Annotated in this window: 19 protein-coding genes; 6 read left to right on the forward strand and 13 right to left on the reverse strand. The window is 71.3% G+C overall.

Features of this window, described 5'->3' with window-relative positions; genetic code table 11:
* Positions 1 to 76 precede the first annotated feature (76 nt).
* Positions 77 to 511, forward strand: coding sequence for a hypothetical protein (locus AB0M43_RS32040; protein WP_363729655.1), 435 nt, complete (start codon positions 77 to 79; stop codon positions 509 to 511).
* A 52-nt stretch (positions 512 to 563) separates the two neighbouring features.
* Here the strand turns inward: AB0M43_RS32040 and AB0M43_RS32045 are convergent, their stop codons facing one another.
* The 3 genes from AB0M43_RS32045 to AB0M43_RS32055 are packed head-to-tail and all read right to left on the reverse strand — an operon-like array spanning position 564 to position 1,336.
* The gene (locus AB0M43_RS32045; protein WP_363729657.1) at positions 564 to 968 is read right to left on the reverse strand and encodes an NUDIX domain-containing protein; all 405 of its coding nucleotides are present in this window, start codon (positions 966 to 968) and stop codon (positions 564 to 566) included.
* A 15-nt stretch (positions 969 to 983) separates the two neighbouring features.
* Positions 984 to 1,163, reverse strand: a complete 180-nt coding sequence (locus tag AB0M43_RS32050; protein ID WP_363729659.1) for a hypothetical protein — start codon at positions 1,161 to 1,163, stop codon at positions 984 to 986.
* Positions 1,160 to 1,336 (reverse strand): hypothetical protein, encoded by a 177-nt coding sequence (locus AB0M43_RS32055; RefSeq protein WP_363729662.1) that lies wholly within the window; start codon positions 1,334 to 1,336, stop codon positions 1,160 to 1,162. The genes AB0M43_RS32050 and AB0M43_RS32055 overlap by 4 nt, the downstream gene beginning before the upstream one ends.
* Positions 1,337 to 1,464: 128 nt before the next feature.
* Between AB0M43_RS32055 and AB0M43_RS32060 the strand changes: the two genes are divergently transcribed.
* Both AB0M43_RS32060 and AB0M43_RS32065 read left to right on the forward strand, forming a co-directional pair.
* Positions 1,465 to 2,772 carry a hypothetical protein gene (locus AB0M43_RS32060; RefSeq protein ID WP_363729663.1) on the forward strand — a complete coding sequence of 436 codons (1,308 nt, stop codon included), beginning with the start codon at positions 1,465 to 1,467 and terminating at the stop codon, positions 2,770 to 2,772.
* On the forward strand, positions 2,769 to 3,623 hold the full coding sequence (locus AB0M43_RS32065; RefSeq protein WP_363729666.1) for an aminoglycoside phosphotransferase family protein: 855 nt from the start codon (positions 2,769 to 2,771) through the stop codon (positions 3,621 to 3,623). Before AB0M43_RS32060 ends, AB0M43_RS32065 begins: the two co-directional genes overlap by 4 nt.
* On the opposite strand, the gene AB0M43_RS32070 is transcribed toward AB0M43_RS32065, so the two are convergent.
* From AB0M43_RS32070 to AB0M43_RS32110, 9 genes are all read right to left on the reverse strand, one after another.
* Complete coding sequence (locus AB0M43_RS32070; protein ID WP_363729667.1) at positions 3,620 to 4,273, reverse strand: hypothetical protein; 654 nt, start codon at positions 4,271 to 4,273, stop codon at positions 3,620 to 3,622. The two genes, AB0M43_RS32065 and AB0M43_RS32070, sit on opposite strands and share 4 nt — an antisense overlap.
* A gap of 191 nt (positions 4,274 to 4,464) precedes the next feature.
* Positions 4,465 to 5,448 (reverse strand): c-type cytochrome biogenesis protein CcsB, encoded by a 984-nt coding sequence (gene ccsB / locus AB0M43_RS32075; protein WP_363729669.1) that lies wholly within the window; start codon positions 5,446 to 5,448, stop codon positions 4,465 to 4,467.
* The gene (locus AB0M43_RS32080) at positions 5,448 to 6,926 is read right to left on the reverse strand and encodes a cytochrome c biogenesis protein ResB (protein WP_363729671.1); all 1,479 of its coding nucleotides are present in this window, start codon (positions 6,924 to 6,926) and stop codon (positions 5,448 to 5,450) included. Before AB0M43_RS32080 ends, ccsB begins: the two co-directional genes overlap by 1 nt.
* On the reverse strand, positions 6,926 to 7,681 hold the full coding sequence (locus tag AB0M43_RS32085) for a cytochrome c biogenesis protein CcdA (RefSeq protein WP_363729673.1): 756 nt from the start codon (positions 7,679 to 7,681) through the stop codon (positions 6,926 to 6,928). The genes AB0M43_RS32080 and AB0M43_RS32085 overlap by 1 nt, the downstream gene beginning before the upstream one ends.
* Before the next feature lie 2 nt (positions 7,682 to 7,683).
* Positions 7,684 to 8,238 (reverse strand): TlpA disulfide reductase family protein, encoded by a 555-nt coding sequence (locus AB0M43_RS32090; RefSeq protein WP_363729675.1) that lies wholly within the window; start codon positions 8,236 to 8,238, stop codon positions 7,684 to 7,686.
* A gap of 1 nt (position 8,239) precedes the next feature.
* Complete coding sequence (locus AB0M43_RS32095) at positions 8,240 to 8,893, reverse strand: histidine phosphatase family protein (protein WP_363729677.1); 654 nt, start codon at positions 8,891 to 8,893, stop codon at positions 8,240 to 8,242.
* Positions 8,890 to 10,191, reverse strand: coding sequence for a glutamate-1-semialdehyde 2,1-aminomutase (gene hemL, locus AB0M43_RS32100; protein ID WP_363729680.1), 1,302 nt, complete (start codon positions 10,189 to 10,191; stop codon positions 8,890 to 8,892). Before hemL ends, AB0M43_RS32095 begins: the two co-directional genes overlap by 4 nt.
* Before the next feature lie 72 nt (positions 10,192 to 10,263).
* On the reverse strand, positions 10,264 to 11,250 hold the full coding sequence (locus tag AB0M43_RS32105) for a GNAT family N-acetyltransferase (RefSeq protein WP_363729683.1): 987 nt from the start codon (positions 11,248 to 11,250) through the stop codon (positions 10,264 to 10,266).
* 83 nt (positions 11,251 to 11,333) lie between these two features.
* Positions 11,334 to 11,990 (reverse strand): lytic murein transglycosylase, encoded by a 657-nt coding sequence (locus tag AB0M43_RS32110; protein ID WP_363729686.1) that lies wholly within the window; start codon positions 11,988 to 11,990, stop codon positions 11,334 to 11,336.
* Positions 11,991 to 12,401: 411 nt separating this feature from the next.
* Here AB0M43_RS32110 and AB0M43_RS32115 point away from each other — a divergent pair, with 411 nt between their 5' ends.
* The 3 genes from AB0M43_RS32115 (at position 12,402) to AB0M43_RS32125 (ending at position 15,942) form a co-directional block, all read left to right on the forward strand.
* Positions 12,402 to 15,101 carry an adenylate/guanylate cyclase domain-containing protein gene (locus AB0M43_RS32115; protein WP_363729910.1) on the forward strand — a complete coding sequence of 900 codons (2,700 nt, stop codon included), beginning with the start codon at positions 12,402 to 12,404 and terminating at the stop codon, positions 15,099 to 15,101.
* 140 nt (positions 15,102 to 15,241) lie between these two features.
* On the forward strand, positions 15,242 to 15,610 hold the full coding sequence (locus AB0M43_RS32120) for a type II toxin-antitoxin system RelE/ParE family toxin (RefSeq protein ID WP_363729688.1): 369 nt from the start codon (positions 15,242 to 15,244) through the stop codon (positions 15,608 to 15,610).
* Positions 15,607 to 15,942, forward strand: coding sequence for a helix-turn-helix transcriptional regulator (locus AB0M43_RS32125; protein WP_363729691.1), 336 nt, complete (start codon positions 15,607 to 15,609; stop codon positions 15,940 to 15,942). The genes AB0M43_RS32120 and AB0M43_RS32125 overlap by 4 nt, the downstream gene beginning before the upstream one ends.
* Position 15,943: 1 nt before the next feature.
* Here AB0M43_RS32125 and hemB read toward each other — a convergent pair whose 3' ends face one another.
* Complete coding sequence (gene hemB, locus AB0M43_RS32130; RefSeq protein ID WP_363729693.1) at positions 15,944 to 16,927, reverse strand: porphobilinogen synthase; 984 nt, start codon at positions 16,925 to 16,927, stop codon at positions 15,944 to 15,946.
* Position 16,928: the final 1 nt, after the last annotated feature.

Here is a 16,928-nt window from a genome sequence, read left to right on the forward strand (position 1 = left end):
GCCCCCTACCCGGGGGTACGGAGTGCCCGGCCCCCGAGCCCGTCCACGGGGGCACCCGTCGCATACCGTCCAGCTGATGACGGCCACCGCATCGGGAGCTTTCCGCCGGACCCCCATCGAGCGCTCCGACCAACGCGTCTCCTGGGAGCGCACGGATCAGGCCTTCTTCGCCTCCGGCGCGTGCCACATCCTCGCCTGGACCTGCCGGGACCTCTACCCGGACCGGCCGATCGGGATCGCGGCGGCGCGCTTCGTCGGCGAGCGCCCGCTCCTGCACACCTACGCGCTCTGGAACGACTGGGCGTTCGACCAGTCCGGCTGGAACCCCGAACGGCAGCTGCTGGCGGTCAACGCCGAATTCGAGGGCCACCCCCTCGAACGCACCCTGATCACGAGCAGCCTCGCCGAGTTCTGTGACCGGCACACGCACCGCATGCCCCACCAGTACTGGGCCGATCCGCTTCCGCGTGCCCGCGCCTATGTCAGCCGACATGTCCCGCCCTGGGACTAGCCGCAGCGGGAGACGCGCCCACTCCCCGTCCAGGGATCCGGCGAGCCCGGTCTCAGGTGACCCGGAGCAGCCTGTCCAGATGGGCTGCGACCGGCCCGAACAGTGGATACGGGATGAGTTCGGACAGCATCCGGCGATCGGCCCAGGCGACCTCCGCCAACTCCTCGGCATCGGCGACCCAGGCCGTCCCCGCCACGACCTCGCAGGCGACGTAGACCATGGTGCGACCGGTGGCCGGGTGCACCCGCTCACCCAGGCGCACGGTTGGCCCGACCGTAAGGCCGGTCTCCTCCAGGGTCTCGCGCGCCGCAGCTTCCTCCGCCGACTCGGCCCCCTCCACGGCACCAGCCGGAAACTGCCAGCGCAGAGAGCCCTCGGAGGCCCGCCTCCGAACAACCAGAACCCGTCCGTGGAGTACGACGACGGCAGCGGCGATCGGTGGTGGTGGCCGCACCATCGGCTTCCTCCTCGGTCAGTGGCCGTGCTGTTCCATCCAGGTGGCCGCCCAGACCCGCAGCCCGCAAGGCCAGGGTCTCAGACACCGGTGACAGATCTCCGGGCACGCCGGATCCGGCACATGGGCCGCGAACTCCTCCTGGGCGATCTCCGTGAGGTCCAGGATCACGTCGGCAGGCAGCTCCGGAACGGTCATCGCTGCCTGGCCAGGACCTTGACCCGCGCCCCGCCGTCCCGCACCCGCTGGCAGGCGAACCAGACCTTCGCCGTGGCCAGTGCCTGGGTGCGGGTGTCGAAGACCGCCATCCGGATCACCGGCTCGGGGAATCTGCCGGTGACGGTCAGCATGAGCACCTGGAACGTCATCATGCTTCCACTGTCGGCAACCCCGCGCCGGGTGGGCAGACCTGATCGCGGGGATCCCGGAAGGGGAGGTTTGTGGGGAGGAATGCCGCTATCTGTTGTGCCGAGTGTGACGGGCTCCGATACTGAGCGCTGTGGCAGAGCCCAACGACGAGCTCAGGCAGGCCCGTCGCCGCCTAACCTCCGACCGACACCGCAGCGGCTCGCTGTCCCGGGCGGAACTTGCCGACCGGGTCAACGCCTTCCTGCACGCCGAGACCGGTAGACGATTCGAGATCGACGCCAACTACATCGGCAAACTCGAACGGGGCGTGATCCGCTGGCCCGCCCGGCACTACCGCACGGCGTTGCGGCACGTGCTCGGTGCCGCCGACGATCGTGACCTCGGATTCCACGTGGGTCGATCCGAGCCGGCTAGCCTGGAGGGCGTGGACCGGCACGGATTTCTCCGTCTGCTGACGGGAGCGGGCATGCTCGCGGCGACTCCGCTGATGGAGTCGCTGTCGTCGCCTGTGGCCTCGCCGGTGCCTGCGAGGATCGGCCGGGCCGACGTCGAGCAGCTCACCGCCGTGACGGCCGCGTTCGTCGCCCTGGACAACCGCGCCGGGGGCACCCTGGTCCGCGAGTCGCTGCGGACCCAGCTCCGCTGGTCCATGGGGCTGTTGACCGCGCGGTGCGGCGAGGATGTCCGCCGTGACCTGTTCTCGGCCGTCGGCGGGCTGGCAGGCATCGCCGGGTTCGTCGCGTTCGACGCCTACGCGCACGACGAGGCCCGCCGGATCTACCGGTTCGCGGTCGAGTGCGCCGAGCAGGCCGGGGACTGGCACCTGCGCGCCAACATGCTGTCGAACATGGCCCGCCAGGACATCTGGTGCGGCGATCCCGACACCGGGCTGACCCATGTGGAGATGGCGCTCGTGCGCTCCGACCGGCTGACGAACACCGAGCGCGCCATGCTCTCGACGGTGCGGGCCCGAGCTCTGGCGAAACTCGGGCCGGACCGGACCCAGGACGCGCTGGCCGCAGTCGGCCGGGCCGACGCCTACTTCGAAGCGGCGGACCACCGCGAGGATCCACCGGAGATCGCCTACTACGACCTGGCCCAGCACCAGGGCGACACCGCGCACGCGCTCGCCGACCTGGAACTGGCCGGTCAGCGGACTGAGGCCGTCACCCGGCTGGAGTTCGCGGTCCACAACCACGCCGCCGGCTATGCCCGCTCCCGTGCCCTGTCCCAGATCACCCAGGCGACGCTCCTGATGTCCGTCGGCGACCCGCGCGAAGGTGCCGCCGTGGGCCGGCGGGCGCTCGGGGTCGCCGAGCTGGGCGGCTCCCGCCGGGCCGTCGACCTTCTGCGCACCCTCCGGGACCGTGCCGCCCCGCACGCGACGATTCCGGAGGTCCGGGACCTGCGCGAACAGCTGACCTACGTCGCGGCGTGACGCTCGGGGTGCTCGGGCTCGCCTGTGCGCGGGTCGGGCTGCCCGTTGACGGGGTGGTGTTGCTGCGGGCCGGGGAGAACGAGCTCTACCGGGTGCGGCCCGGCGTCGTCGCCCGGGTGTCGCGGCCCGGACTGTTCGCAGTGGCCGTCAAGGAGGTCGCCGTTTCCCGCTGGCTCACGGACCAGAGGCTGCCCGTGGTCGAGTCACTCGCGGACCCGGTCGAGGTGGCCGACCGCGCCGTCACCTTCTGGCGGGAGCTGCCCGCGCACGACTACGGCACGACAGAGCAGGTCGCGGGGGTACTCCGCCAGCTGCACACCCTGCCCGCCCCCACCTGGTTACCCGCCCTGGACCCCCTGACCGGTCTCCGCGACCGCCTCCAGCAGGCCACCACCCTCGCCGCCCCCGACCGGCGCTGGCTCCTCGACCACGTGGACCGCCTGACCACCGCCTACGCCGACCTGCCCGCAGGCCTCCCCGACGGCCCGCTGCACGGTGACGCCTGGGCCGGCAACATCGTGAGCACCGCCGCCGGTCCGGTGATCCTGGACCTGGAACGGTTCGCGGTCGGCCCTCCGGAGTGGGACCTGGTCTCCACGGCCGTGGACCACTTCAGCTTCGGGGCGGTCGACGCCCGGGCCTGGCGGACGTTCTGCGACAGCTACGGCCTGGACGTCACCGCCTCGCCCCGCTTCGAGACGCTCCGGGACATCCGCGAGCTGCGCAAGGTCACGTTCGCCGCACAGCTCGCGGCCACGGATCCCGCGATCCACGCCGAACTCCTGCACCGGCTGGCCTGCGTCCGGGGCGGGACGGGCCCCCGGCCGTGGCGCTGGCGCGGCGTCCCCTAGCTGGCCGCCACCTGGAGTTTGTAGGTGACAGCGACCTTGTAGGTGCCGGAGTCCCCTACGACGGACAGCGTGTGGCTACCAGGCTCCAACGGCGCCAGTTGCACCCACAGCCCGCACGCGGACGTGAACAACGTGCGGCCGGCCTCCTTCGTGACCGGGTTACCGGCGACGCCCTTGATCTGGACGTTCACCGGGTCGTGACGATCCGGCAGCGCGAGGAAGCCATCCAGGGTCGCGCGGCCCTTCGCCACCTTCATGAAGTCCTCGCAGCCCGACTGGAGGCCACTGCGGTGCACCACGGGAAAGGCGACCGGTACGCCGGCCGGCACGGTGCACGAGCGGGTCGCCGTTCCGTCGGTGCCGCCGGCCAGGAACCAGATGTCCGTTGCCTGGCCCCGGGCGCACAGGTGTCCGTCCACATCCGCCCTCGGGTCCTCGGCGCTCGATGCCACCCAGTTCCACCACCGGGCCAGCAGGTCCGCGCCGCTCAGCTTGTTGGGCGCATCGGGAAGGATGACCGCGACCGGGGTGGCGGTCTCCGTCGGGGTCGGGGCGGTCGGGGAGGCCCCCGAGTCGGCAGGACCGGCGGCGCAGGCGGCCGTCAACGCCAACACGGCACTCGACAGGGCGATGGATCTTCCGAGACGCATGGTCGGAGGATAGGCCAACCGCTGCTTGGCGGGTGTCCCGTCGTGAGCGCTGACTGGGCTCCGGCCTTCACGTGCCGGGTCGGCGATCTCCGTAACCCTCTGGTGATGTTGATCTGGGGTTTCGGAGCCGGGGCTACGCGGGCCCCGCTCCACGGACCGCCCCGCCCGCAGCATGACGAGCGGGGCGTTTCCTACAGGCCGGCGTAGGAGTGCAGGCCCGAGACGAAGAGGTTGATGCCGAACAGGTTGACGAGCATCGTGAGCCAGCCGATGATCGCGATCCAGGTGACCGTGGTGCGGCGGATGCTCGGGGTGGCGCGGGCGTGCAGGTACATGGCGTAGACGACCCAGGAGATGAAGAGCCAGATCTCCTTGGGGTCCCAGCCCCAGTAGCGGCCCCAGGCGGCCTCGGCCCAGATGGCGCCGGAGATGCCGGCGAACGTCCAGATCGGGAACGCGAACACGTGGATCCGGAACGTGAGGCGTTCGAGGACGTCGGAGGCGGGCATCCGGGCGCCCAGGGAGACCGGGAAGCTCTGGCTGTTGGTGCGTTCCCAGCGGCGGCGGAGCAGGAACATGACGGCGGGTACGAAGCCGATCATGAACACGCCCGAGGAGATCGAGGCGGCGGTGACGTGGATGGCCAGCCAGTACGAGTTCAGGGCCGGCTGCAGGGGGCTGATCTTCACGTAGAGCGTGGTCGCGGCGATGGCGAGCAGCAGCACCGTCACGAGGGTGGCGAACAGGCCCAGGGCGCGCAGGGACGGCTTGCGGATCGCGATGCCCAGCCAGACGGCCATGGTGACGAGGCAGCCGAAGACGACGAACTCGTACATGTTGCCGAGCGGCATCCGGTGCGCGTCGATGCCGCGCAGCACCACGGAGCCGGTGTGGGCCAGGACGCCGAGGAGGGTGAGCGCGACGGCCACCTTGCCGCCGAGCGCGGCCCGGCCGGCGCGCTGGTCCGGGGCGGGCGGTTCGGACACGGGGGCGGTCCAGGTCTCCCCGGGCACGGACTCGTAGCCGGCCGAGCCGCCCACGAGCACGGGCTCCTTGACGACGGACGCGGCGACCACGCCCCGGGTGCCGAACGCGTACTCGACGGCGTACCCGAGCATCGCCATCGTGTACAGGAAGATCGTCACGGTCAGCAACTGATCGGACAGGGCGGCCATCACTTCTCCTTCAGCAGCAGCTCAAGCTCTTCTGCGAGCCCCGGGTACTCGTTCTTGGCGAGCGCGCCCGCCGTCAACACACCGTCGGTCACCCGGACGAACACCCGGCGGCGGCGCAGGGCCAGCGACGGCAGCAGCCCGAGGAGGAGCAGCACCGCGCCGGCCAGCATGATCGGCTCGCCCGGGTCGTGCCGGACGGACACGGTCGCCCACTGCCGGGTGCCGACGAACCGGATCGAGGAGCCGTCGTCGAGCTTCCACGGCTCGCCGCCCTTGAGCAGCATGTGCGGCTCGCCGAGCTTCTTCAGCCGGCCGGCGTCGATCTGGGCCTTGTCCAGGGAGTACACGGAGCGCGGGATGCCGTTGTCGACGCCCAGGTTGCCCTGGTAGGCGACCAGCATCAGGGCCGGGTCGTTCTCGGCGGGGTGCTTGGAGCTGCCGTCGGCGACGTTGTCGGGCACGGTCGGCAGGTACACGCCCTGGAAGCCGAGCTGCTGGGACGGGTCCCGCTTGCCGGTCGCCGGGTCGAGGTTGGCGTCCGGGAAGATCGCGACCCCGGAGCTGGTCAGCATCGCGTCCTGGGGCAGGAACACGGCGGTGGTGGTCTGCTTGCGGCCGTAGCGGTCGGTGAACTCCAGGATCGGGGCGTAGCCGTGGCCGAGGAGGTAGACGTTCGCGCCGTCGAGCCGCAGGGGGCTGTTCACGGCCACGGCCTGCTTCTTCTCGGGGCCGTTCTCGGAGTACGTGACGTCCGCCGAGAAGGTCAAGGGCTGACCATTCGCCTGGTACGTCGCGTGGAAGCTGTCGAGCCGCACGCAGAAGGGCGGCAGGTCCTCGGCACCGAGGCGCGGGCCCAGCCCGTACTCGTCGTACTGCTGGAGGGTGTTGCAGAACTCGCCGTCCGGGCCCTCGACGACGATCCGGTTGCCGTGCCAGCCGTACCAGGAGCCCAGGGCCACCCCGACGAGCAGCACGATCAGGGCGCTGTGGAAGAGCAGGTTGCCGGTCTCGCGCAGGTACCCCTTCTCGGCGCTGACCGCCCCGTCGCGGACGGCCACCCGGAACCGGGCCTTCTTCAGCACGGTCGCGACGTCGTCCAGGGAGCGGTCCGTCGGGTGGGACAGGGACACCGGCAGGCGGTCGAGCCGGGCCGGGGCGGCCGGAGGGGGACGGAGCAGCGACTCCACCTGGGCGCGCAGCCGGGGCAGGATGCAGCCGATCAGGGAGGTGAACAGCAGCAGGTAGATCGCGGCGAACCAGGGGGACGAGTACACGTCGAAGAGGTAGAGGCGGTCCAGCCACGGGCCGGAGTCCGGGTTGGCGCGCAGGTAGTCGGCGACCTTCTCGGCGGCGACGCCGCGCTGGGGCAGCAGGGAGCCGGGGACGGCCGCGACGGCCAGCAGGAACAGCAGCAGGAGGGCCGTGCGCATGCTGGTGAGCTGGCGCCAGGCGTTGCGGAGGAGCGCGAGGACCGCCATCAGATCCCCACGCTCCCCGGCCCGACGGTCGCCCGCAGCCAGTTCAGGAACTCGCCCCACACGCCCGTGGCCAGCGCCAAGCCGACCACGACGAGCAGCGCGCCGCCGATCCGGGTCACCCACCGGCTGTGCCGCCGGACCACGCCCAACAGGCCCATCACGGAACGGAACCCCATGCTGAACAGCAGGAACGGGATGCCGAGCCCGGCGCAGTACGCCACGGTGAGCAGCGCGCCCCGGCCCACCGAGCCCTCGGCGGCGGCCAGGCCGAGCACCGCGCCGAGCGTGGGGCCGACGCACGGCACCCAGCCGAGGGCGAACACGGCACCGAGCAGCGGGGCGCCCGCGAGCCCGACGGCGGGCATCTTGCGCAGCCGGAACTCGCGCTGCAATCCGGGTACCAGGCCGGCGAAGGTCAGCCCGAGGCCGATGATCAGGATGCCGGTGACCAGGTCGACAACGCGCTGGTGTTCGAGGAGGAGGCGGCCGAGACCGGCGATGGCGGTGCCCGTCGCGACGAAGACGACCGTGAACCCGGCCACGAACAGGGACGCGCCGGCCAGCATCCGGCGGCGGGCCTGCTTGTCGTCGGCGTCGAGGTCCGCGCCGGCCAGGCCGGTGACGTAGGACAGGTAGCCGGGGACCAGGGGCAGGATGCACGGGGACAGGAAGCTGACCAGGCCCGCGATGGCCGCGACGAGGACGGCGAGCATCAGCGGCCCGGTGCTGGCGATGTTCGCGAACTTGTCGCCCACGGCTACTGCTCCGCCGCGATCGGGTCGACGAGCTTCTGGAGTTCGCCGCGCCCGACCGGTTTGCGGATCACGGCGGCGACCCGGCCCTGCTTGTCCAGGATGATCGTCGCCGGGATGGTGTTCGGCGGCACGTCGCGGAAGCTCAGCGCGACCTTGCCGGCCGGGTCGAACAGGCTCGGGTACGTCATCCGGCCCTCGGCGAAGCTGCGCGCCGCGTCCTGGCCGTCCCGGAAGTCGATGCCGAGGAAGTCGACGCCCTTGGCCTTGCTGGCCTGGTACACCTCTTCGAGGTCGTCGGCCTCGGTGCGGCACGGCGCGCACCAGGACGCCCAGAAGTTGATCACGGTGACCCGGCCGGCGGGCAGGGCGTACTTCGCGCCGTCCAGCAGGGTGCCCGAGACCGTCGGCGCCTTCTTGCGCTGCCCGGCCTCGAACACCTGGGAGGTACCGTCACCAGCGACGTACCGCTGCTGATTGGTCACGCTCTGTGAGTCCTTGCCGCCCTCGCAACCGGCCAGTGCCAGCACGGCCACCAACGCCCAGACGGCACGCCTCATCTCAGGCCCCCTTGGCCTTCCTCGCTGTCGGGGACAGCGCGACGAGGTGCGCGGCCGGCTCGGCGTACTTGACGCCGATCAGCGACGTACCCGCGAACCGGAAGCTCGTCAGGCTGGCCAGACCGCACTCACGCTTGCGGGGGTCGTGCCAGAGCTTCTCGTGCTGGGCGTAGCGGCGCAGCGTCCAGATAGGCAGCTGGTGGGACACGCAGACGGCCTCGTGGCCCTCGGCGGCGGCCCGCGCGTCGAGCAGCGCGGCGTACATCCGCTCGGCGATCTCCAGGTACGGCTCACCCCAGGACGGCTTGAACGGGTTCCACAGCACGTGCCAGTTGCGCGGCGACCGCAGCGCGCCGTCGCCGACGCCGACCCGCTTGCCCTCGAAGTAGTTCGTGCTCTCCAGCAGCCGCTCGTCCTTCGAGATGTCGAGCCCGAACGCGCCGGCGATCGGCTCGGCGGTCTGCACCGCGCGCTCCAGCGGGCTGGACACCACGTGCGTGACATCGCGCGGGCCGAGCCACTCGGCGGCGGCCTCGGCCATCCGGATCCCCAGGTCGGAGAGCCGGTAGCCCGGCAGCCGACCGTAGAGGATCTTGTCCGGATTGTGCACCTCGCCGTGCCGGAGCACGTGCACGATCGTCTCGGTACCACTCATGCGGCACCCGCCTCTCTCGCGGCGTACGGCAGCGCGGCGACGATGGTCTCCATCGCCTCCTCATCGAGGGCGGCGGACACGAACCACGATTCGAACGCGCTCGGCGGCAGGTAGACGCCGCGCGACAGCATCGCATGGAAGAAGGCCCGGAAGGCGGCGATGTTCTGGACCTTGGCCGACTCGTAGTCGTACACCTCGGTGTCGGTGAAGAAGATCGAGAACATGTTGCCGGCCGTGGAGACCCGGTGCGGCACGCCCTCCCTGGCCAGGGCGGCGGTCGCCTCGGCCTGGATGAACGCGGAGTTGCGGTCGAGGGTGGCGTACACCTCGTCGGTCGCCAGGCGCAGGGTCGCCAGGCCGGCCGCGCAGGCCAGCGGGTTACCGGACAGGGTGCCGGCCTGGTAGACCGGGCCGGACGGGGCCAGCATGGCCATCACGTCGGCGCGGCCCCCGAACGCGGCGGCGGGCAGGCCACCGCCCATGACCTTGCCGTAGGTGTACAGGTCGGCGCCGGTGGCCTCCAGGCCCTCCCAGCCGCCCCGGGACACCCGGAAGCCGGTCATCACCTCGTCGGAGATCAGCAGGGCGCCGTCGGCGTGCGCGATCGCCGCGATCTGGAAGTTGAAGCCGTCCCGGGGCGCGATGACGCCCATGTTGCCGGGCGCCGCCTCGGTGATGATCGCCGCGATCTCGCCGGGGTGCGCCGCGAACGCCGCGCGCACCGCCTCGACGTCGTTGTACGGCAGCACGATCGTCTCGCCGGCCATCGTCGCGGGCACGCCCGGCGAGTCCGGCAGCGCGAACGTGGCCACCCCGGAGCCGGCGGCGGCGAGCAGGCCGTCGGAGTGGCCGTGGTAGCAGCCGGCGAACTTGATGATCTTCGAGCGGCCGGTGAACCCGCGGGCGAGCCGGAGCGCCGACATGGTCGCCTCGGTCCCGGAGCTGACCAACCGGACCTGCTCCATCGGGGTACGCGACACCAGCTCCTCGGCCAGCGTCACCTCCCCCGGCGTCGGGGTGCCGAAGCTGGTACCCCTCGTCGCGGCGTCGGAGATCGCGGCCACGACCTCGGGGTGCGCGTGGCCCAGCAGCAGCGGGCCCCACGAGCAGACGAGGTCGACGTAGGCGCGGTCGTCCGCGTCCCACATCCGGCAACCGTCGCCCCGGACCATGAACCGGGGGGTGCCGCCGACCGACTTGAACGCGCGCACGGGGGAGTTGACCCCGCCCGGCACGATGGCCTGGGCGCGGTCGAAGAGCTCCTGGGAGGCCGGTGCGTCGGCCGGATACTGCTTCACAATCTGGTAATTCTGGCAGAGCCTCTACGGAGATCAACTTCACCCTCTACAGAGTGTCGAAGTTCACCCTTTTCATACTCCCAGCTGGGCCGCCAGCGCCGGCACGCTCGCCTCGTACTCGTGCCACTCCCGGTCCGGCAGGAACCCCAGCTCGGCGTTCACCCGGGCCATCGGCTCGTTCTCCACCGACTGCCAGGTCTGCACGTCGCGCAGGTCCGGCACGGCGTCCCGCAGCTCCAGGAGCATCCGGGCCTTCATCGCGAGCCCCAGCCCGTAGCCGCGGTGCGCGGGCACGACGACCGTGTCGTACTGGTCCGCCCGCTCCGGGTGCAGCGCGGAGGCGACCACCTCGGTGAGCCCCGCGACCGCCCCGGTCCGGTTGTGCACCGCGCACACGACGTGCGGGGTGAGCCCCCGGGCGTGCAGGGTCGCGAGGCTGTGCGCGAGCCGGTCCGGCGAGTACGAGCTCGGGTGCAGCTCCCAGTCGCCCTGGACGACCTGCTTGGCGGTCGCGTACGCGGTCAGCAGGTCGGTGGGCGGCCCGCCGGGGAAGTACTCGATCCGGTAGCCCGAGCCGGTGCGGGTCGCGTGCTCGCGGAGCCGGTCCCAGTCCACGGTGGCCAGGTCCAGCAGGTTGCGTTGCTCCACACAGGTGAGCTGGAAGCCGTACGCCTTGTAGAAGGCCGTCGCGGGGGTCCCGGCGGCCACCTCCGCCCCGAGGACGGTCCGGCCCGACTCGTGGGCGCGGCGGACGGCGTGGGCCAGCAGGGTGCGCGCCACACCCCGGCGCCGGTGGTCGGGGCTGACGTACACCTCGACCACGCCGAGGTCGTCGAGCAGCAGCAGGTCGGCGACCCCGACGACCGCGCCGTCGTCCTCGGCGAACCAGTCGGCCCGGTTCTCGTCGGGCATGGTCACGGCCATGTAGGCGCGGAGGTTGTCGGCCCGCCAGTGGGGTTCGCCGGGCATGTCGGCGGCCAGCATCTCGTTGTACAGCAGACGCCAGGCCTCCAGGTCACTGCCTGGGGCCGTGGCTGGATTCCATTCGCGTACGTGCACTCTCTTTGCTTACCCGACCTTGGCGGTGAACGCGAGACCTCAAACGGAGAAATTCTGTACGGCTTGTGTCCACATGACTACAACTAGTAGCTGAGCTTGCCGTATGCGTCAGCTTTGACGAAGACGTCGCGCAGGTAGATCTGCACCGCGTTGTAGGACAGCACGGCGTTCTGCCAGTCCGCCGGGTTCGACAGGTCCCGGGTGCCCGAGCAGAGGTAGTTCCCCGCCGCGAGGGCCGCGTCGAAGATGTTGTGCGGGTTCACGTCCCCGTCGCCGTTGCCGTCGGCGCCCCAGGTCTTCCAGGTGGTCGGGATGAACTGCATCGGACCCATCGCCCGGTCGTACACCCGGTCGAGGTCCTGCTGCCCCTGGTCCGTGTCCTTGATGACCTGCGTGTTGTTGGTGCCGTCCAAGGGGATGCCCCAGATCGGCTTCGAGGTGTTGCCGTCCGGATTGAGGGTGGTGCCCCCGGTCCGGCCGTGGTTGGACTCGATCCCACCGAGGCCGGCGAGCGTCGTCCACGCCAGGTGACAGCTCGGCCGGGTCTGGGCGAGCTTGAGCTCGGCGCTGCCGTAGGCCTGGATCGCGACGGCCGGAATGTCGAGTTTCGGGGAGAGTCGGGTGGCCCAGGCCGCGAGGCTGGCCGTCGACGGATTCGGGTCAGGGATGATGGTCGGATTCGGGCTCGCGGAAGGCCATTCCGCGCCGGTCGGCTCGGGATCCGGCAATCCGTCGGCCACCGCCGGTTTACCCGCGGGCAAAAGAAAATTTCCCACTATCAGCACGGAGATCAACACCAGGGTCCCGAAGAGGCTGGTCGCAGCCAACCTCAGCCGGGGGGCGCCAGCCCAGCCGTACACTTTCATCGCAGCCCAGCACGCTGCATGGGCGATGGAATAAGGCAGTCGGCGCAACACGAACCCGAGTATCGCCCATTCACGGGAAAAAGATCAAGATTCGTCTTCCACCCGCAACCAGGGCGGCGTAACCTCGTTGCCCCAGGCGTCATAGCGCAATCAAACGCGACGGAATCCGACCGCTCCCCCCGCGGGCACACGGTGATCGACACATCGACCAACCGTTCTCCCGATACGTTTACCCGGCGGGGATGCGGCACCATGAGTCCACTCGCATGGGCGGAGGTCAAGGGCTTGGCGGCACGTTTCCACCTGCCGAGCGGACAGGTGACGTTCCTCTTCACCGATATCGAGGGCTCGACTCGGCTCGCCCAGCTACTCGGTGACGGGTACCGGCCTGTCCTCAATGACCACCGAAACCTGATGCGCCTCACTTTCGGTGACTGCGACGGCGCCGAACTACTCACTGAGGGTGACTCCTTCTTTGTCGCGTTCGCCGATGCCACCGCAGCGCTGATCGCCTGCGTCACCGCCCAACGGGCCCTCGCCAGCCACACCTGGCCCACACCGGCAGCCCGGCCCAGGGTCCGAATGGGACTCCACACCGGGTACGCGGTCCCGCACGCCGGCGAGTACGCCACGTACGAGGTGCACCGCGCCGCCCGGGTCGCCGCCGCCGCGCACGGTGGCCAGGTGCTGTGCTCGCAGTCCACCGCCCGCCGGGTCGAGGAACTGCCCGAGGGACTGTCCCTGATGGACCTCGGCCTGCACCGGCTGCGCGACTTCGACGACCGCGAACGCCTCTTCCAGCTCGTCGCCCCCGGCCTCGAGATCCGCTTCCCCCGGCCGAGGACCATGGACGCCACGCCGCACAACCTGCCCGCGGCCCCGACCAGCTTCATCGGCCGGGTCGACGAGCAGGTGAAACTCCGCCAGCTGATCAGTGAACAACGGCTGGTCACCGTGGTGGGCGCGGGCGGGGCGGGCAAGAGCCGGCTCGCCGTCGCCGTCGCCACCGAACTCGTCGACTCCTACCCGGACGGGGTCTGGTTCGCCGACCTCGCCTCGGTCACCGACCCGGCCCTGATCGCGGTCGGGGTGGCCGGCGCGTTCGGGCTGCGCCCCGAGCCCGGCCGGCCCATGCCCGACACCCTGGTCGAGCACGCCGCCCGGCGGACCTGCCTGCTGGTGCTCGACACCTGCGACCACCAGCTGTCGTCCCTCTCGCCGCTGATCACCCGGATGCTCGCCGGCTGCCCCGGCCTGACCGTGCTGGCCACCAGCCGCGAGCCGATCGGGCTGCCCGGCGAGGCCGTCTGGCGGATCCCGTCACTGTCGGTCACGTCCCCCACCGACGGCGGCCCGTCCGACGCCGTAGCGTTACTGCTCGACCGGGCCGCCGCCGCCCGGGGCGGACGCAAGGCCGACCCCGCCGAGATGCCGCACTTCGACCGGGTCGCCCGCCGGCTCGACGGCCTGCCCCTCGCCCTCGAACTCGCCGCCGCCCGGCTCCGGCTGCTCGCCGCCGGCCAGCTCGCCGAGCGGATCGAGGACCTGCTGCTGTCCGGGCCGGGCGACTCGCCCAACCGGCACGAGACGCTCAGCGCCACCGTGTCGTGGTCGTACAAGACGCTCGGACCCCGGGCCGCCAAGCTGCTGCGGTACCTGTCGGTGTTCGCCGGGCCCGTCGAGCTGGACGCCATCGAGTGGCTGCTCGGGGCCGACCCGCTCGACCCGCTCGCCGTCCTCGTCGACAAGTCCCTCGTCCAGGCCGAGCCGACCGCCGTGGGCACCACGTACCGGATGCTCGACCCGATCCGCGCCTACGGGCAGCGCAAACTCGTCCGGGCCGGCGAGGAGGAGGCCGCCCGCGACCGGCACGTCGCCTGGTGCCGGCACGCCGCCGAACGCGCCGGCCGCGACGCCGAGGGCCGCCCCGTCACCCTGTCCATGCACACCCTCGACCCGCTGGCCGTCGAGCTGCGCGCCGCCCTGCGGTGGAGCACCACGGGCGGCGACGTCCGCGAGGGCCTGCGGCTCGCCGGGGCGCTCGACCAGTGGTGGCGGGAGCGCGGGCTGGCCCGGGAGGGCCGGGTCTGGCTGTACCGGCTGTACGAGCGGATGACGTCCACCGACGCGCCGGTACCCAGCAAGGAACTGGCCATGGCGTACCACATGCACGCCGCGCACGCCGGGGTCGACGGCGAGTTCGCCGAGGCCCTGCGGTTCTCCCAGCGCGCCGAGGCCGCCGCCCGCCAGGCCGGCGACCCGGGCCTGCTCGTCCGGGTGCTGGCCGGCCGGGGCGCCCCCCTCGTCGACATCGGCCTGACCGCCGAGGCCGAACGCAGCTGCTGGGAGACCCTCCGGCTCGCCGCCGAGCTCGACGTCGAGGCCGACGCGCTGTTCGCCGTGTTCTACCTGGCCCAGCTCCTCTGGCGGCGCGGCGAACTCGACGAGTCCGCCAACCTGCTGGCCTCCGCCCGCCCCCTCGAAGCCGCCCGCCCCGCCGAACGCGGCCGGCGCACCGTCGACATGCTCCTCGGGCTCGTGGCCCTGGAACGCGGCGACCTGGTGGCCGCGCACGAACACCTCCAGGTCGCGCTCCGATCCCGGATGGCCTACGGCTTCGGGGCCCGCGCCGTGGAGACCCTCAACGCGATCGGCGTCCGCTGCCACCTCGGCGGCCTCCCGGAGACGGCGGCCCTGCTGTTCGGCGCCTCGGAGGCCGAACGGGGCCGGCTGCGCTGCTCGGCGGGCTCCTACGCGGTCTACTGGGCCGAACAGCTCGGCCGCACCCGGGCCCTGCTCGGCGACCGCCGCTTCGACGCGCTCTACGCCGAGGGCAGCGCGCTGCCGCTCACCGAGGCGGTCGCGGTGGCCCTGGCCGTGGAGCACCCGGACCTGTCCTCCGGCGGGGTGTACGCGGCCCAGTCCTCGGCCGCGGAGGCCCCCACCGTCCCGATCAGAGTCAAACCCAACAACCAGGACCATTAGCCGATTACGCCACGTTCCTGGACCACCACGCATCAGCTCGACGCTTGCGAGGCCCCAGAAACACCGCGCTCCCTGCACGCGGCAGACTTCCCTGACCTGGGAGGTAGGCAGTCAATATGAGTTGTGCTTATATTGACTGTATGTGGGAGGTCTCCCTGCACCACGAAGTCGAAGCCTGGTTCCTCGACCTGTGCGAGCACGACCCGGTGAGTGCGGACCGGGTCGCCGAAGCGATCGACGTTCTGGCGGAACACGGCCCGGCGCTGGGCCGACCCCTCGTCGACCGACTCAAAGGCAGCATGTTCCACCACATGAAGGAGCTGCGCCCAGGATCGTCGGGCACGACCGAGATCCGGTTGATCTTCGCGTTCGACCCGGCCCGGGAGGCGGTGTTCCTGGTGGCGGGCGACAAATCCGGCCACTGGCAGTCCTGGTACCAGGAGGCCGTTCCTCTGGCAGACTCACGGTTCCAGGAACATCTCACGAGGTTGAAGGAGGACAGGTCATGACCACCAGCCCATCGAACTGGCGAGACGTCAAGGCCAAGGCCCGCGCCATCGACCCGACCTGGGACACCGAGGAGCGCGTCGGGCGTCGGGCCGACATGCGCCAGGAGATGCTGGCCTCTGTGAGCGGCGCCCGGCTGGCCGAGATCCGCAAGGAACTCGGCATCACCCAGACCCAGCTCGCCGAGGCGACGGGATTGTCGCAGGCCAGGATCAGTCAGATCGAAAACGGCACCGCGACCAGCCTGGAGACCCTGCGCGCCTATGTGCTCGGCCTCGGCGGCCAGCTCGACATCGTCGCGAGGATCGGGAACATCCAGCTCAACGTGGCGTAGATCAGTACCGGTCGCGCAGCAGGCGGGCGGCTTCGGTGGCCCAGTACGTCAGGGTGATCTGGGCGCCGGCCCGACGGATCGCCGTCAGGGACTCCATGATCGCCCGCTCCCGGTCGATCCACCCGTTCGCGGCGGCGGCCTCCACCATCGCGTACTCGCCGGAGACCTGGTACGCGGCGACGGGCACCGTCACCCGCTCGGCCACGGCGGAGATCACGTCGAGGTAGGCCCCGGCCGGCTTGACCATGACCATGTCCGCGCCCTCGGCGATGTCGAGCTCCACCTCGCGGAGCGCCTCGCGGAGGTTGCCCGGGTCCTGCTGGTACGTGCGGCGGTCGCCCTCCAGCTCGGACTCCACGGCGTCGCGGAACGGGCCGAAGAACGCGGAGGCGTACTTGGCCGAGTACGCCAGGATCGTGCGGTCGGTGTAGCCCGCGGCGTCCAGGGCGGAGCGGACCGCCCCGACCTGGCCGTCCATCATCCCGGACGGGCCGAGGACGTGCACCCCGGCGGCGGCCTGGGCGAGCGCCATCTCGGCGTACCGGTCGAGGGTTCTGTCGTTGTCGACCTCACCCGAGGCGTCGAGGACCCCGCAGTGCCCGTGCGAGGTGAACTCGTCCAGGCACAGGTCGCTCATGACCACGGTCGAGTCGCCGACCTCGTGGACGACGTCGCGGATCGCCACGTTCAGGATGCCGGACGGGTCGATCCCGCCCGAGCCCTCGGGGTCCCGGTTCTCCGGCACCCCGAACAGCATCAGCCCGCCGACCCCCGCGCGGACCGCCTCGACGGCGGCCTTGCGCAGGGAGTCCCGGGAATGCTGCACGACCCCCGGCATCGACGGGATCGGGCGGGGCTCGGTGAGCCCCTCCTTCACGAACAGCGGCAGCACGAACTCCGCCGGGCTGAGCCGGGTCTCCGAGACCAGCCGGCGCATGGCCGGGCTGGTCCGGAGCCTTCTCGGGCGGATATTCGGGAACGACATC

The sequence above is a fragment of the Longispora sp. NPDC051575 genome (assembly GCF_040681875.1).
Lineage (GTDB): Bacteria > Actinomycetota > Actinomycetes > Mycobacteriales > Micromonosporaceae > Longispora.